Source organism: uncultured Methanofollis sp., assembly GCF_937919355.1.
Taxonomy (GTDB): domain Archaea; phylum Halobacteriota; class Methanomicrobia; order Methanomicrobiales; family Methanofollaceae; genus Methanofollis.
On the sequence record NZ_CALFSA010000243.1, the window covers coordinates 14,342 to 27,852 of the forward strand.

17 protein-coding genes are annotated in these 13,511 nt (G+C 62.0%); 5 read left to right on the top strand and 12 right to left on the bottom strand.

The features are described from left to right. Window positions 1-25 precede the first annotated feature (25 nt). On the bottom strand, window positions 26-802 hold the full coding sequence (locus Q0520_RS12040; RefSeq protein ID WP_298670411.1) for a TIGR01458 family HAD-type hydrolase: 777 nt from the start codon (window positions 800-802) through the stop codon (window positions 26-28). Between Q0520_RS12040 and Q0520_RS12045 the strand changes: the two genes are divergently transcribed. The 4 genes from Q0520_RS12045 to Q0520_RS12060 are packed head-to-tail and all read left to right on the top strand — an operon-like array spanning window position 801 to window position 3,421. Then, entirely contained in the window at window positions 801-1,391 is a 591-nt protein-coding gene (locus Q0520_RS12045; protein WP_298670413.1) for a hypothetical protein, read from the top strand. The genes Q0520_RS12040 and Q0520_RS12045 overlap by 2 nt on opposite strands. A 40-nt stretch (window positions 1,392-1,431) precedes the next feature. Next, window positions 1,432-1,944, top strand: coding sequence for a hypothetical protein (locus Q0520_RS12050; protein ID WP_298670415.1), 513 nt, complete (start codon window positions 1,432-1,434; stop codon window positions 1,942-1,944). Beyond that, window positions 1,899-2,501 (top strand): nucleoside-triphosphatase, encoded by a 603-nt coding sequence (locus Q0520_RS12055; protein ID WP_298670417.1) that lies wholly within the window; start codon window positions 1,899-1,901, stop codon window positions 2,499-2,501. The genes Q0520_RS12050 and Q0520_RS12055 overlap by 46 nt, the downstream gene beginning before the upstream one ends. Then, window positions 2,501-3,421: an ROK family protein gene (locus tag Q0520_RS12060; RefSeq protein WP_298670419.1), complete on the top strand. Its 921-nt coding sequence runs from the start codon at window positions 2,501-2,503 to the stop codon at window positions 3,419-3,421. The genes Q0520_RS12055 and Q0520_RS12060 overlap by 1 nt, the downstream gene beginning before the upstream one ends. Window positions 3,422-3,627: 206 nt before the next feature. On the opposite strand, the gene Q0520_RS12065 is transcribed toward Q0520_RS12060, so the two are convergent. Genes Q0520_RS12065 through Q0520_RS12095 form a run of 7 tightly spaced genes read right to left on the bottom strand, consistent with a single transcriptional unit; the run spans window position 3,628 to window position 7,101 of the window. Next, window positions 3,628-3,837, bottom strand: a complete 210-nt coding sequence (locus Q0520_RS12065) for a helix-turn-helix transcriptional regulator (protein WP_298670420.1) — start codon at window positions 3,835-3,837, stop codon at window positions 3,628-3,630. Window positions 3,838-3,842: 5 nt separating this feature from the next. Next, complete coding sequence (locus Q0520_RS12070) at window positions 3,843-4,538, bottom strand: ABC transporter permease (RefSeq protein ID WP_298670422.1); 696 nt, start codon at window positions 4,536-4,538, stop codon at window positions 3,843-3,845. Continuing rightward, window positions 4,535-5,464: an ABC transporter ATP-binding protein gene (locus tag Q0520_RS12075; protein WP_298670424.1), complete on the bottom strand. Its 930-nt coding sequence runs from the start codon at window positions 5,462-5,464 to the stop codon at window positions 4,535-4,537. Before Q0520_RS12075 ends, Q0520_RS12070 begins: the two co-directional genes overlap by 4 nt. Window positions 5,465-5,494: 30 nt before the next feature. Next, window positions 5,495-5,908, bottom strand: coding sequence for a hypothetical protein (locus Q0520_RS12080; protein ID WP_298670426.1), 414 nt, complete (start codon window positions 5,906-5,908; stop codon window positions 5,495-5,497). Beyond that, on the bottom strand, window positions 5,905-6,312 hold the full coding sequence (locus Q0520_RS12085; RefSeq protein ID WP_298670427.1) for a hypothetical protein: 408 nt from the start codon (window positions 6,310-6,312) through the stop codon (window positions 5,905-5,907). The genes Q0520_RS12080 and Q0520_RS12085 overlap by 4 nt, the downstream gene beginning before the upstream one ends. Next, window positions 6,309-6,701 carry a hypothetical protein gene (locus Q0520_RS12090; RefSeq protein WP_298670429.1) on the bottom strand — a complete coding sequence of 131 codons (393 nt, stop codon included), beginning with the start codon at window positions 6,699-6,701 and terminating at the stop codon, window positions 6,309-6,311. The genes Q0520_RS12085 and Q0520_RS12090 overlap by 4 nt, the downstream gene beginning before the upstream one ends. A 13-nt stretch (window positions 6,702-6,714) precedes the next feature. Further along, entirely contained in the window at window positions 6,715-7,101 is a 387-nt protein-coding gene (locus tag Q0520_RS12095; protein ID WP_298670431.1) for a hypothetical protein, read from the bottom strand. A 287-nt stretch (window positions 7,102-7,388) separates the two neighbouring features. On the opposite strand from Q0520_RS12095, the gene Q0520_RS12100 reads away from it, so the two are divergent. Beyond that, window positions 7,389-7,688, top strand: coding sequence for a hypothetical protein (locus tag Q0520_RS12100; RefSeq protein ID WP_298670433.1), 300 nt, complete (start codon window positions 7,389-7,391; stop codon window positions 7,686-7,688). A 10-nt stretch (window positions 7,689-7,698) separates the two neighbouring features. Here the strand turns inward: Q0520_RS12100 and Q0520_RS12105 are convergent, their stop codons facing one another. The 4 genes from Q0520_RS12105 to Q0520_RS12120 all read right to left on the bottom strand — a co-directional run bounded on the left by Q0520_RS12105 (window position 7,699) and on the right by Q0520_RS12120 (window position 13,184). Then, window positions 7,699-9,915 (bottom strand): PAS domain S-box protein, encoded by a 2,217-nt coding sequence (locus Q0520_RS12105; protein WP_298670435.1) that lies wholly within the window; start codon window positions 9,913-9,915, stop codon window positions 7,699-7,701. Between the two features lie 150 nt (window positions 9,916-10,065). Then, complete coding sequence (locus Q0520_RS12110) at window positions 10,066-11,562, bottom strand: MFS transporter (RefSeq protein ID WP_298670437.1); 1,497 nt, start codon at window positions 11,560-11,562, stop codon at window positions 10,066-10,068. Between the two features lie 364 nt (window positions 11,563-11,926). Then, complete coding sequence (locus tag Q0520_RS12115) at window positions 11,927-12,502, bottom strand: DUF2115 domain-containing protein (protein ID WP_298670439.1); 576 nt, start codon at window positions 12,500-12,502, stop codon at window positions 11,927-11,929. Between the two features lie 13 nt (window positions 12,503-12,515). Then, window positions 12,516-13,184, bottom strand: a complete 669-nt coding sequence (locus tag Q0520_RS12120; protein WP_298670441.1) for a glycosyltransferase — start codon at window positions 13,182-13,184, stop codon at window positions 12,516-12,518. Window positions 13,185-13,511 lie beyond the last annotated feature (327 nt).

The window sequence follows — 13,511 nt, forward strand, 5'->3', positions numbered from 1 at the left end:
CCTCCGGCGAGAGTCACGACTGTCTCTATATATAGGTTGCTCTCAGGGCCGCCGGCAGGTCGGCGACCGAGGTGATGAGGTGGTCGGGGCTGTACGGGGAGGTGTCGAGAGTGTCTTTTCTGAACTTTCCTGTCATGACGAGGGCGGTCTTCATCCCTGCCGCCTGTGCCCCGCCGATATCTGTCCTGATATCGTCGCCGACCATCAGCGCCTGTTCCGGGGGCACACCCATGTCGGCGAGGGCGAGGGAGAAGAAGGCGGTCGAGGGTTTGCCGACGACCGTCGCCGTCTTTCCTGTGGCGTATTCGAGGGCGGTGACAAAGGGGCCTGCGGAGAGCATGAGGCCGTCGTCGCCCATCCAGTACCTGTCCTTTTCGAGGGCGACGATCCCGGCGCCGTCGAGGACCATCCTGAAGGCCCGGTTCATCGCGGCATAGGAGAACCCGTCGCCCGCGTCGCCGACCACGACGACATCGGCACCGTCCTCGACGAGAGGTATGCCCGCCTCCTCGAAGTCGTCCCTGACGTTGCCCCGCGTGAGGAGGAAGGTCTTTTTCCCTGCGATATGGTGGATTGCGGCGAGGGGTGGGTTGAAGACGAGACCAGCATCGATGTCGTAGCCGTAGCCCTGCAACTTTTCCGCGATAGACTGGCGCGACCTGCTTGTCGTGTTCGAGACGCACCTGAAGGGGATGCCGTTGTCCCTGAGCCACGCAACTGTTTCTCTTCCCCCTTCGACCGCTTTCCTGCCGACATAGAGGACGCCGTCTATGTCGAGGAGGACTCCCCTGATCTCTTTCATGGTCTTGCTGATCTATCGTGCGGACTTTTTTTATATTGTAGTCTGTATATCCCTGCCCGGCGCCGCATGGTGCCGGGAGGAGAGAAAGATGGTGGAGATCAACGACATCCCTGCCGAGGTGCGGTGGAGTCTGGCGACACGGGCGGCGAGTGCTCTCCCTCTCGCGTATGCAAAGGTATACCGCGAGAGGCACGGGAGCGAACTCGGCGAGATCTCGCAGGGAATCTGGACGGAAGGGGGAAAGGCGCAGGGTGCCCTCGCCCGCGCCTTCGGCATGCCGCTGAAGGGTGCGGGGGACGTGGCCCGGGCTTTCAGCACTCTCTCGACGGTGATGCTCGGGCCAGAACTGAAGGGCGACGTGGAGGTCGCACAGGGCCGCGACTGCGCCCGCGTGGTCACGACGTCCTGCCCGTACCTCTCGCGGGCGCGGGAGATGGGAGAGGACCCTGCGGTGTCCATCTGCCCTGACTGCAGGTCTTACTGCACCGCGGCGGTCGGGAGCCTCAACCCTGCCTACGGGATCACATTCGAGGACCGGATGTGCCTGGGCGGGGAGACGTGCCAGATGAGGATCGAGCCGGAGAGGTAGGGTTTTCGGTCGCATCCCTTTTTCCGGAGTGTGTGGTGTCATGGCGAAAGACCTGATCGAGGAGATCCCGCCCCTTGCGAGGTGGCGGTTTGCGACGCAGGCGGCTTCTCTCCTCCCGGCCCTGTACTCGCGGGCGCTGCGGGAGGAGGAGGGCACGCCCGAGGAGAGGGAGCAGGCGGTCTGGTACGCACTCGGCCGGGAGGTGCGGGAGGTCGCGGAGACCTTTGGTTTCCCGACAGAGACTGCGGAGGAGGTCTGCGAGGTCTTCAGGGCCGGGTCGGTCGTGCTCTTCGGCCCGGACTTCAGGTTCTCCGTCCTTGCCACCTCGCCGGAGAGGGCGACGGTCGTGCTGAAGGCATGCCCGTACACGCGGTGCCTGACCGCGGCAGGGTGTGACGCCGACACCGCTTTCTCCTGGTGTCTCCCCTTTGCCGTCTCGGCGGTCGAGCACCTCAACCCGGCCTTCACTCTCAGGTTCGTCCGCGCCCGGTGCATGGGCGAGGCGCAGTGCGAGATGACGGTCAGGAAGAAGGAGGAGGGGGAAGAGTCCTGACGGTCGCAAACCTTCTCGTCACGGGAGCGCCGGGGACGGGGAAGACGACTCTCGTCCGCCGGGTCGCGGAGGGGGTGCCCGGTGTCGCCGGGTTTTACACGGTCGAGGTCAGGGAGGAGGGGAGACGGACGGGCTTTGAACTTGTGGGCTTCGACGGCAGGCGGGCCCTGCTTGCGCATACCGGGATCAGGGGGCGGCACCGGGTGGGGAGGTACGGTGTGGACGTCGCGGCGTTTGAGGCCTTCCTTGCCGCCACCGCCTTTTCCGGCGCCGGGGTGCGTCTTGTCGTCGTCGACGAGATCGGGAAGATGGAGTGTCTCTCGCCGCGTTTCCGGGACCTGGTGGTCTCCCTCCTCGACGGCCCCCTGCCTGTGGTGGCGACGGTCGCCCTGCGGGGCGACTCTTTTATCGAGGGTTTGAAGGCGAGGCCTGACGTGCGCCTCGTCGTCGTGACAGAGGCGAACAGGGACGCCCTGCTGCCTGTGCTCGGTCAGGAGGCGGCGTCCCTTGCCGGAGAGGGCAAGGCCCATATGCCGCCGCGCCGACCGGGTGGGTGATGGAGAGGAAGACGGTGGTCGCCGTCGATATCGGCGCCACCCACTACCGGGCCGGGCTTGTGGCGGATGACGGGTCTATCGTCAGGCTTGAGGTCGGGGACACGCCGCGGGTCGGGGAGTCGGGCCTTGCCGTGACCCGTGCGGTCGGCGACGCCGTCGAGGCGGTGGTGGGTCCTGCCTCGCCCGCGGCGATCGGGATCGCCTCGGCCGGTCCCCTTGACTGTGCCGCGGGCCTGATCGTCTGCTCGCCGAACATGGCCTTCCCGGAGGTGCCGCTCCGCGGACCCCTGGAGAGGCGGTTCGGTCTCCCTGTCCTTCTTCTCAACGACTGTCGGGCAGGCGCCCTCGGCGAGAGGTGGCAGGGTGCCGGGCAGGGTGTCGAGAACCTTGTCTATGTCACCCTCTCGACAGGGATCGGTGGCGGGGCGGTGGTGAACGGCCGCCTGCTTCTTGGACGGTCGGGGAACGCGGGAGAGGTCGGCCACTTCTTCGTGGACGGGGGGTATGGCTGTGTCTGCGGGTGCGGCCACCCCGGCCACTGGGAAGCCTATGCCTCGGGGACAGGGATGCCCCGCTTCTTTGCGGCCTGGCTGGAGGGGCAGGGTGCGGCGCCGTCCTTCGACGCCGCGACGAGCGTCGGCATCCTCGGCGCCGCGGAGAGGGGCGACCCTCTCGCCCTCTCCTTCATGGACGCTCTCGGCAGGGTCAATGCCCGCGCCCTCTCCGACATCGTCGCCGCCTACGAACCCGAGGTGGTCGTCCTCGACGGTCCCCTTGCACAGCACCACGGCGACCTCCTGATCAGGTCTTTTCTCCCGCACCTCGACCGCTATCTCCCTCTCCCGGATTTCGCGGTCAGTCACCTCGGGGGCAGGGCGCCCCTCCTCGGGGCGGCGGCGTACGTCCTCGGGATCTTTTGATCTTTCTGCGGGACGTGCACTGGTGAAAAGAAACTCTATTAGGGTCCCCGGCAGGCAGGAGGGGAATGCCGGGGTCCCTCGTATGAAAAAGAGTATTTATCTGAGGTCTTGCAGGGTGTCCCTGCCGGTCCAGCGGGCGGTCATGCTCTCTGATGCTATGAGGTCTTTTGCGAGGGCGGCAAGGCGGGCGAGCACGTCATCAATCTTCACTTCTCCAGATCCTCCTCGCCGAAGATGAAGACCTCCTCGATCCCTGCCCCGAGTTCGCGGGCGACCCGCCAGGCAAGCCTGAGGGAGGGGTTGTACTTCCCCTTCTCCAGGAAGACGATCGTCTCCCTCCTGACGCCGACCCGTGCGGCGAGTTCCTCCTGGGTGAGCCCGGTCCGTGCCCGGTATTCGCGCATTCTTGTCTGCATGGGCCTCACGGTATGGTGGTCACGATCCGCTCGCGGTCCAGGAACCGTGTCGCCCCCCTGAGGACGAGGAGGAGGACGAGGGCGATTGCAAGGAGCACACCCTCGACCGTCCAGGTCACCTGGAACCCGACCCCCAGCAACCCGGCCGAGGCCGAGAAGAAGAAGATGACCAGGAAGATCACGGCCATGTTGATGATCTGGTTCTCCCGCATGCCGAGGAGGAGCTGGACAAGTCCGAGGAGGCCGACGGCCACGGCGATGAAGGCCGGGACGACGACGAGGATGTGGAAGATCATGGGGCCGGACGGGAGGGCGGGTGTCCCTGTGAGGGCCGATGTCCCGGCGACGATGACAGCCGCACCGGCGAGGGTGAGGGCGTAGGCCGGGAGGGTGACGCCGAGCACCTTGCCGAGCCAGATGTCCCTGAGCGGGAGGGGCGAGCAGAGGAGGGTCTCGATCGTCCCCTCTGTCTTCTCCCGCAGGAAGGCCTGTCCCGAGAAGATGTAGCCGATGAAGATCCCGATCACAACGAGGAGCATGAACCCGACACGGTCGAGGGCGGCGGAACCGCCGGTGCTGAGCGCGGCCGGGACCGCGGTTGTGGAGAAGACGAGGGTGACGATGACGGCCGAGATCAGGAGCTGGCGCGACCTGAAGACCTGCCCTGCCTCCTTTTTTGCGACGGTGAAGATGCCGTTCATGCCGATCCCTCCGCCTGCCGCACGGCGGCAAGATAGATCTCCTCCAGGGACCGGCGCTCCCGCGTGACCTCCTCGATGCCGCACCCGGCGGTGACGAGTGCCCGGACAATCTCTGCGGCGCTCTCGCCGGCGAAGGTGGCGCTGACGGTCTCCCCCTCACGGGAGAGTCCGCCGGTTCCCGGCACCGTGCCGAGGACGGCGACGGCCCTTTCTGCCGAGGCGGGGTCAGAGAGGACGACCCGGAGGTGCGTCCCCTCCCTGCCGCCCCGCAGGTGTTCGACGGTGTCGAAGGCCCTCACCTTCCCCTGGTGGAGGATGGCGACCTTGGAGCAGACCCGCTGGATCTCGTCCAGGTTGTGGGAGTTGACAAAGACGGTCATCCCTTCCTTCCGGGAGAGGTCAAGGATCAGGTCCCTGACCATCCTCTGCGCCTCCGGGTCGAGGCCCGCCGAGGGTTCGTCAAGGAAGAGCACCTCGGGGTCGTGGAGGATCGCCCGCCCGAGGCCGAGTTTCCGCTTCATGCCTGTCGAGAAGGTGCCGACAAGACTGTCCTGTCTCTCTGTAAGCCCGGTGAACTCCAGGATCTCCGTCGCCCGCCCCACAGGGTCGGGGACGCCGTACAGGCGTGCATAATACTCCAGGTTCTCCCGGGCGCTGAGGGTGTCGGAAACCCCGTTTTTGTCGAGGAGGACGCCGACCCGCCCGCGTGTCCCGTCTTTCGCGGCGAGGGACTCGCCGAAGACGAGCGCCTCCCCCTCTGTCGGGCGCAGGAGGCCGAGGATGCACCGCATGGTCGTCGTCTTCCCGGCGCCGTTCGGGCCGAGGAAGCCGAAGACCTCGCCCTTCTCCACGGAGAAGGTGATCCCCTTCAGGACCTCCCTCCTGTTGAAGGTCTTTTTCAGGTTTTTTACGTCAATGATGCTCATGTATTGCTCCTTTTATGATGGTGTCTTCAGTCATTGCGATCCGTTCTTTCCCCGAGAGATCCGGAGCACGCCCTTTTCCGTTGCCATCAGGACGAGGACCCCGGCGATCGCCGCGACAGGGAGGGAGAGGAGGGCATGGAGTTTCGGGTCGCCTGTCGTTGCCGCTCTGAGGGCGATGAAGACGACGATTGTCGCTGTTCCCGCGGCAACCCCGGCGTACCATGCCCTCCTGACGGCCTCTGCCGGGAACCTGGTCATCTCGTCCCGGTACATCTGCCGCAGTGTCGGGAAAAAGATCCCGATCATGCCGCCGATGACCAGGGCCAGCGTGACCGGACTCATGTCGTCGGTGATGCCGAGCCAGACGAGGGTGAGGCCGAGCCATGCCACGAGGAGGCCGACGAAATTGGTCAGGAGATTAATTGCCGTCTCTCTCCGGATCATTCCACGTCCCCCATCTCTCTGTACTTCCATCCAAAGAATGCTGCACTGATGCCCATGCAATAGAAAATAGCCATGAGCACTTCTGTGGCCTGCAGTTCAATGGTGCCGGTAAAATCGATACAGAGGAGGACCATTGCAAGCCAGAACGTGATGATCCACGAGTCGGAAAGCGCCGCCCTCCGCATTCTTTTGTCGCGCTCGTCCGGGTCCTCTGCCTCTCCTCCCCGCGACCTGAGATAGATGCCGGTCATACTCGTGACGATCAGGGCCGCACCTGCCACGATGATGAAGAGGGCGACCCGCGGCTGGTCCGTAAAGATGGCCCGGGCCGGTATCCCCGCGGTAATGAGGAGGAGTCCGACGATCAGGCCGAGCCAGTACCTTTCTTTCGCTTTTTGCTTCATTCCACATCCCCCTTCCTGAAGAGCCACCACTGGAAGACCTTCGCCGAGACTGTCGTCAGCAGGATCGTGGAGATGATCACGTCTGTCGACGAGAGGGCGAGCACTCCCATGTTCTCCAGCCAGAAGAGGGCGAAGAGGTACAGGACAGTGAGGAACCAGGCGTAGGTGATCCCGTAGGCCCCGATCTTCCTCGTCCTCTCGTCCTGCTCCGGCCCCTCCTCCTGCCGCATCGCCCGTGTGCCGGCGAAGAGGAGGACGATGATCCCGGAGGTGATGAACATGCCTGTCACCGTCTCGTCCTCTCTCCCCGTGACCTCCCGGACAGTGCCGATGGCGAGGAGGAGGACACCGAAGGCGGTCCAGAGGAGATAGCGCGTTCTGTTCTTCATCTCTGTCACCTCCTCAGGCCCCGACCTCCCGCGCGAGGCGCCAGGACGAGGCCTTCCATGAGATGGCCATGACAAGGACCGTCGCGAGGATGACGGTGCCGACGTCGAGGGTGATGAGACCGAGTTCGTTGACCCAGAAGAGGGCGAAGAGGAAGAGGAGGGTGGCGAACCACGACCTTGCCGCGGCCTTTGCGCCTATGCTCTCCGTCATCTCGTCAGACTCGATGCCGTCGCCGAAGCGCTGGTGCCTGAGGACACCGATGGTAGCCATCGCCGCCCCGGCCGCGACCATGCCTGAGGAGATGGCCGTGCTCGTGACGGCGCCGGTGATCGGGAGGGCGATGCCTGCCGCCGCCACCAGGACGCCGGCACATATCTGGAGGAGGTATCGTGTTTTCATGGGATCACATGTGAGAAATACATCACTATATGTGGGGTATTCATCACTTCCCCTATATACTTTGTGGGATATTTCTCACATCGGTGCGGATTGCCGTACCTCATACTCCCCCTTCAGGTACTCTCTTCACGCCCCGTGTGTGAAAATCCTGGACCGCGAGGAGATAGCGTGAGGTCAGGCAGATGGATTCTCTTAATGGAATTACAGAGAGGCGCTGATCATGAAAAGAGAGTCCGTATGGATTCAAAAAACAATATTCTTATGCTGACCCGGAAGATCATTGCGCTATGGCAGAAATTAAACATCTTGGCATCTTTTCGGTTGCAAAGATCTCAGGCGTCCTCTACCTGATCATCGGACTGATCGTCGGTTTCATCTTCGCCCTCCTCTCCCTCCTCGGCATGGTCGCGCCCGGGGGTGCTGGCATGGCCACGGCAGGACTCGGAGGCATTGCTCTTCTTATCATGACATTCTTCTTTGCTATCTTCTACGGGATCCTCGGTTTCATCATCGGCGGACTCTTTGCATGGCTCTATAATATCGCCGCGGCATGGGTCGGCGGGATCGAGATGGAGATCAGGGAGTGAGGTCCCCCTCTCACCTCACCTCGTCGAAGAGACCGTACTGCCTTTTGAGCACGTCTCTCACCTTGTCGGACTCCACCCATCCCCTGTCGAGTTCGGAGACGATCCCATCGATCTCGCGTGCGAGTTCGATGATCTTCGGGGCGAGCGGTGACTCCTCAAGGGCGGCGAAGCCGATGATCCCCTGGAGGGGGTTCCTGATCTCGTCGTTCAGGACGGCAAACTGTCCCATGTTCCTTTCTATCTGTTGATATGCCTCACGTGCCTCCTCTTCCATCCTCTTCCTCTCGGTGATGTCCCGTGCGATGGAGAGGACGACGTCCTGGCCATTCTGGGTGAAGAGGTGGAGGTTGACCTCGACGAGAATGGCCTGCCTCTCTCTGTTGAAAAATGCTCCCTCGACCCTGCAATGTCTGGTGGCGAGGAGGGTCTGGGTTATCTCGCCCGTACGATCATCGATACAGGCATCAACAATGTCCCGCAGGGGGACCCGGAGCAGTTCTTCGTGAGGATAACCAAGCATTGCGGTGGCGGCATCATTTGCCTCAAGGATCCTGACCTCTCTCCCTGGTTTCGGGATCTCGGTGACGAGGATTGTGTCGGTCACGTTTTTGAAGAACTCCCTGTACTTCTCCTCGCTCTTTGCCAGGGCACGTTCTGCCTGTTTCCTGGCAGTGATCTCGATGAGAGTGCCGACCACTGCCGGTTTTCCCTGGTAGAGATACGACGAGCAGAAGACCTCGACAATGATCTCGCTCCCGTCTTTTGTTCTTCCCGGGAGTTCTGCATGGAAGGACGCCTCGGGGTCGGTCATATGAAGGTCCAGGGTCTCCCTGCCCTCCAGGGAGAGGAGAGAACTGAGCCTGACTTTATCAATGAGTTCTTCCCTTCGATACCTGAAAATCTCGCAGAAACGTGGGTTGGCCTGTTTGAGGAGATCGTCCTGGACGATGAAGACCCCGGCGAGCGACCTCTCGACAGGCCTGCGGTATATCTCCTCTGTTCTCGCCCTCTGGACGGCCGCCCCGATGATCCGCCCGATTGCAGGGACTGCGTCCAGTTCTGCGGGAGACCAGAGATTTTCTTCGGTGCAGTAGTCCATACCGATGAACCCCCACCATCTCCAGCCCGCAAAGATCGGCGCCTCCACGAGGGAGAGGACTCCCTGTGGTTCCAGATATGCACGTTCGATCGCGGGGAAGGTGCGGACGGTCCCGGCAACGACCCGCCCGGCCGAGAGGATCTCCTGCCAGCGGGGTGCAGCCCTGCTGTACGGCAAAGCCTGCAATGCAGGGTTATCGATCTGCTGCGGCGTCCTCGTAGCCGTCCACTCGTGCACCTGGTTCATCAGGACCTCGCCGGTGACCGGGTCGGTTGTGTTCTTGAAGATATAGACCCTGCTTGCCCCTGTTGCCTCGCCAAGTTGCCTGAGCACGCCCGGGATCTCGTCTTCCCATTCCGACGCACCGAGGAATCTTTCCGCGGCATAGTTAACGGCTTGCAATACCCTTTCTCTCCTTTTCAGTGCGATTTCCACGGCTTCTCGCGGGTTCCTGTAGCGGGGGAGGAAGGTGTCTCTCTGGCCTCGTCGCCCCATTGTCCTCTGACCTGTCCGAATGGGGGATAATACCGGATTCTGCCTGCGTTTCATTGGCATGGGTGTGGGGTCTGGTGTTGTTTCTCTTCCGGGTCTTTCGGCACCAGTCTCCCTGGCGGTGCCGCCTGCTGTTGTGCCAATCTGTATCAGAACCGAACACTCTTCCTCCGTGAACCCGTGTTTTTGCGTGCTGGCCAGAGTGAGCGCCCCTATCACCCTCTCCCCGGCGCGGAGGGGGACGCTGGCAAGGGAGACGATCCCGAGCGTCGTGGCCTGTTCGGGGTGTAACCTGGCATGATCCCCGGTGAAGACGGGTTGTCCCTTGCGGAACACTGTATCATAAAATGGACTGTCGATTCCGATCTCCCCGATCCGTGCCGCAGGGACACCCGAGGTGCAGATCACCCTGGTTTCCCCCTGATCATCCGTGGCCAGGTCGATCCACCCGATCGGGAAGTCCAGTGTCTGGAGAGTCGAAGCAAGGAGGCCTTCGAGGTCTGCATGGTCGTAAAGAGGTCTTTCCTTCTCTTTCCTCTCTTCCTTTTCACGCTGGTCGCTGGCCCTGTCCGTCGTGCCGGGACATGAGGCGTGGACAGGAGATACTTGTAGAGACTCTTTCCTCTGAAAGGACATGCATTCATCTCGCTCGCAAGAAGGGGATTGCGGGTATATCGTGAATACTCGCAATTGATAGATATATTGTTCTATCCGTCATTCCCTCTAAAAATGTCATTTTATTATATATCGGATGTTTTATTGTTAAATCCCCTGGAGGAGAGGAATTTAATCCTCTGATGCTCCTGTCCCCCTCGTCTCGCTTTCATATGCCCTCCTCTCCGGTTTTGTCTCCTCCAATTCTTGCGTTCTGGTGACAGGCGGCCGTACCAGCGCCCGCAATCTTGCGGTGGAGAGGTTGCGCACCTCCCGCCGCACCTCTGCGATGAGTTCGCGGATGACGATACGCTCCTTCACCTCCCCGTCTTCATGGACGGCCGAGAGGCGGTGGAGGGAGTACAGCCCGATAATGAATGCAAAGAAGAAGAAGAAGTCCCAGTGCTGGAAGTCGAGGGTGTTCAGGACAATGGTGCCCGCCGGGTCGCTCCAGGTGAGGGTGAGGGATGCCTGCCGTGCGGCGAAGAAATCGGCAAAAAGCCCGCCGACGATGGGGGCGATCCCTGCGGCGAGGTAGTTGGTGATGCTTGCGGCTGCGATATATGCGGTGGCGTGGCCCTGCGGTGCGAGTTTGAGGCCGATGTAGTTCGTGGAGAGGGTGACCCCGGCCGTCGAGATCCCTGTGAGGATATGGATGGCGATGAGGAGGGGGACAGTGAGGAAGTACGGGTCAGGAAGCGTGGTGAAGGTCCAGGCCAGGATCGCGATCATGAAGATCGGGCCGCTGATCTGGAGGACCGACTTGTGGCTGAGGCGGTCGGCGGTGTGTCCCCAGACCTTGAATGAGGCGACCGAAGCGATCTGGCTGAGGACGACAAGGGCGATCACCCACCCGATGTTCATGCCAAGTTTCTGGAGCATGTAGACGGTGAAGAAGGGGGTGGCGAGGTTGACGGCGAAGTTCCAGGAACCGAGGAAGATGAGGAGGTTCCGGAAGTTCCTGTCAGAGGCCGGTTCCATCAGGATCGTGCGGATCTCCGGGGCCTCCTCCTCCTGGATCAGGGGCTCAGGCGTCCTGGAGAGGATGATGATCCCGGCCATCCCGGCGAGGTATCCGCCCAGGAAGAGGATAGAATAGGCGGTGAGTTCTCCCCCGGTCCCTGTTTTCCAGAAGTCGATGAAAAAGGCGGCGGCCAGGGAGAGGATGATGGCAAGGATTGTGGAGAGGCGCATCCTCCTGGAGAAGAAGTCCCCGATCTCTGCCTGCGGGAGGAGGTCATGTATCCACGAGTTCCATGCACAGTGCGAGATGCCAGCCAGGATGGAGTAACAGCACATCGCCCCGACGAGTGCCCAGACCGCTCCCGGTGGCGGGACAAGGAAGGGGATGACGGCGATGACAGCCCAGAACGTCCTGGCCATGAATGAAGCCGTGACCGTAAGGCGCCGGCGGTTCCGGATCTTTTCCACCAGGTAGACTGCCGGCATCTGGAAGAGTTCTGCGAGGGGGGGAATGGCGGCGAGGAGGCCGATGATCGTGTTCGAGGCGCCGAGATGGAGGGCGAAGGCGACGAGGAAGACCCCCCCGGTGAGGGTGACCATTGCCTGGGTGACTATCCCGTCCCAGAGGACGAGGCGGAGACCGCGCCTCCGTTCGTCCGTACTCATATTCTCTGTCGGGTTCAGGTCCTGCATCCCGTCAACGTTCCCCCTGTATACGTGAAGGGTCTGTACCGCGCTATGAAAACGTTGTGAAGGGATCAGATTGCTTTATATCGGATGTATCCCCGGCCGAACGCAAATATCCCCGATCAAATCATGCGGATCTCGCAAGGTGGCGGGAAGGAGGAGGCGAGGTGCGGTGGATGAACTCTTCACGGTGGGATGCGGTCGGTTTTCTGGCCCGGGCAGAGGTGAACCCCGGACACGGGGCATGGTTGCCTGAGCAGGATGCGGCCGGCAACGACCTCGTCATGGCCGGGGCGTCCCCCTCGCGCACCTGCGTCCCTGAAGACCCCTGTCGCGGGATTTTTCACACCCCCTCCATCTGCTTCGCCGGACAGACATTGCAGATGGAGAAGAGCACCTCCTCCTCCTTCTCCCGGAGAGGGCAGTAATATTCCTCCCCCCTCTTCTCGACGACGAATCCGCCGGGGAAGGGTGTGCCGACAGGGTGGCCAGGCCCCCCCTCGACGAACATCACGAAACCTGCCATCAGGTAGTAGAAGAGGGTGTGGAGGGGATTTTTCAGGCCGAAGTCGGTGTCGCCGTCGTCCAGGCACCCCGGGACGATGAGGCCGACGAACATGTCAAAGCGATCCGGGTCGGCGATCCGGCCCTCCAGCCCCGCAAAAGATCCTGAACGGTGGCCGAGCATCAGGCGGTGGTAGGCCCCGAAGAGTTGCGCCTCGAAGTACGGCCGCACGCGGGAGCGGTACGGTTCCGGGAGGCGGTCGACTTCCTTCCTGACCCCCCCGCCGATCCGCTGGAGGTCGAAGAGGGTGTACCTCTCCACCTCGACGGCGATCGCCTCTGCAAGACTGCCGCGGCTCCTGCACCGGGCAAGGCGGTCGGCGGCGGCATGGATACGGTCGGCAGGGTCGGGCATGGACTCTCCGGGGTCATCCCCACCTGATCTTCATCAGACTGACAAACATCTTCCACGAATACGAGAGCCTGAAGGTCGACCCCTCCGAGTGCTTCCAGGTGATCGGGTACTCCCTCACCTGATACCCCTTCTTCTGCAGACGCCAGAGGATCTCGAGGTCGGTCTCAAAACCCCTGCCCTGCAGGTCGTCGACGATGTCCATGACCGCCTCCCTTGTGAACACCTTCGCACCGCACTGGGTGTCCCTGAAGGGAAGGCCGAAGAGGATGTGCGCAAAGACGATATTGAATATCCTGCTTATCGCCCTCCGCATAAGGGGCTGTTTGATGGTGATCTTTGATCCCTTCAGTCTCCGCGAACCGATCAACCCGTCTGCTCCGTCCAGGGCATCGAACATCCCCTTTATCTCGGCAGGTTCGGCCGATTCGTCCGCGTCGGCAAAACCGATCCTCTGTCCGTGCGACGCCCTGAAACCCTCGATGATCGCGCCTCCCTTCCCCAGGCGTTCTGGATATCGCAGGAGTCTGACCTCCGGGTTCTCCTTCGAGACCTCCCCGACGATCTCCGCCGTGCGGTCGGGCCCGTCGCATACGACGATGATCTCGTGCCCGGAGAATGCCCGGGTAAATGCGGTGAGGACCGACCTGATCCTTGCTTCTTCGTTATATGCTGGTATAATCACTGAATAGAGACCTTTCTCTCCCATGTACGCCTCAATGTCCTTTTTCGGTGGTGAACGCGAGGACGATCCTTCGTGTCAGATCATCGGCGTAACGCTATATACGATTTTATACCTGCCCCCTCTCTCCCCCGTCCCTCCGGCGACACTATATAGGGGCAGAATAACCATTAATCTACGATAACCATGGACCGATCTCCTCCGGCGCTTTCGGTGGTCCTTCCGTCCCTGAACGAAGAAGTGACCATCGCCGACTGCATCACCAGGATCAGGCGGGTCTTTGCAGACCTCGGTATCGAGGGGGAGATCGTCATCGCCGATTCGTCCCAC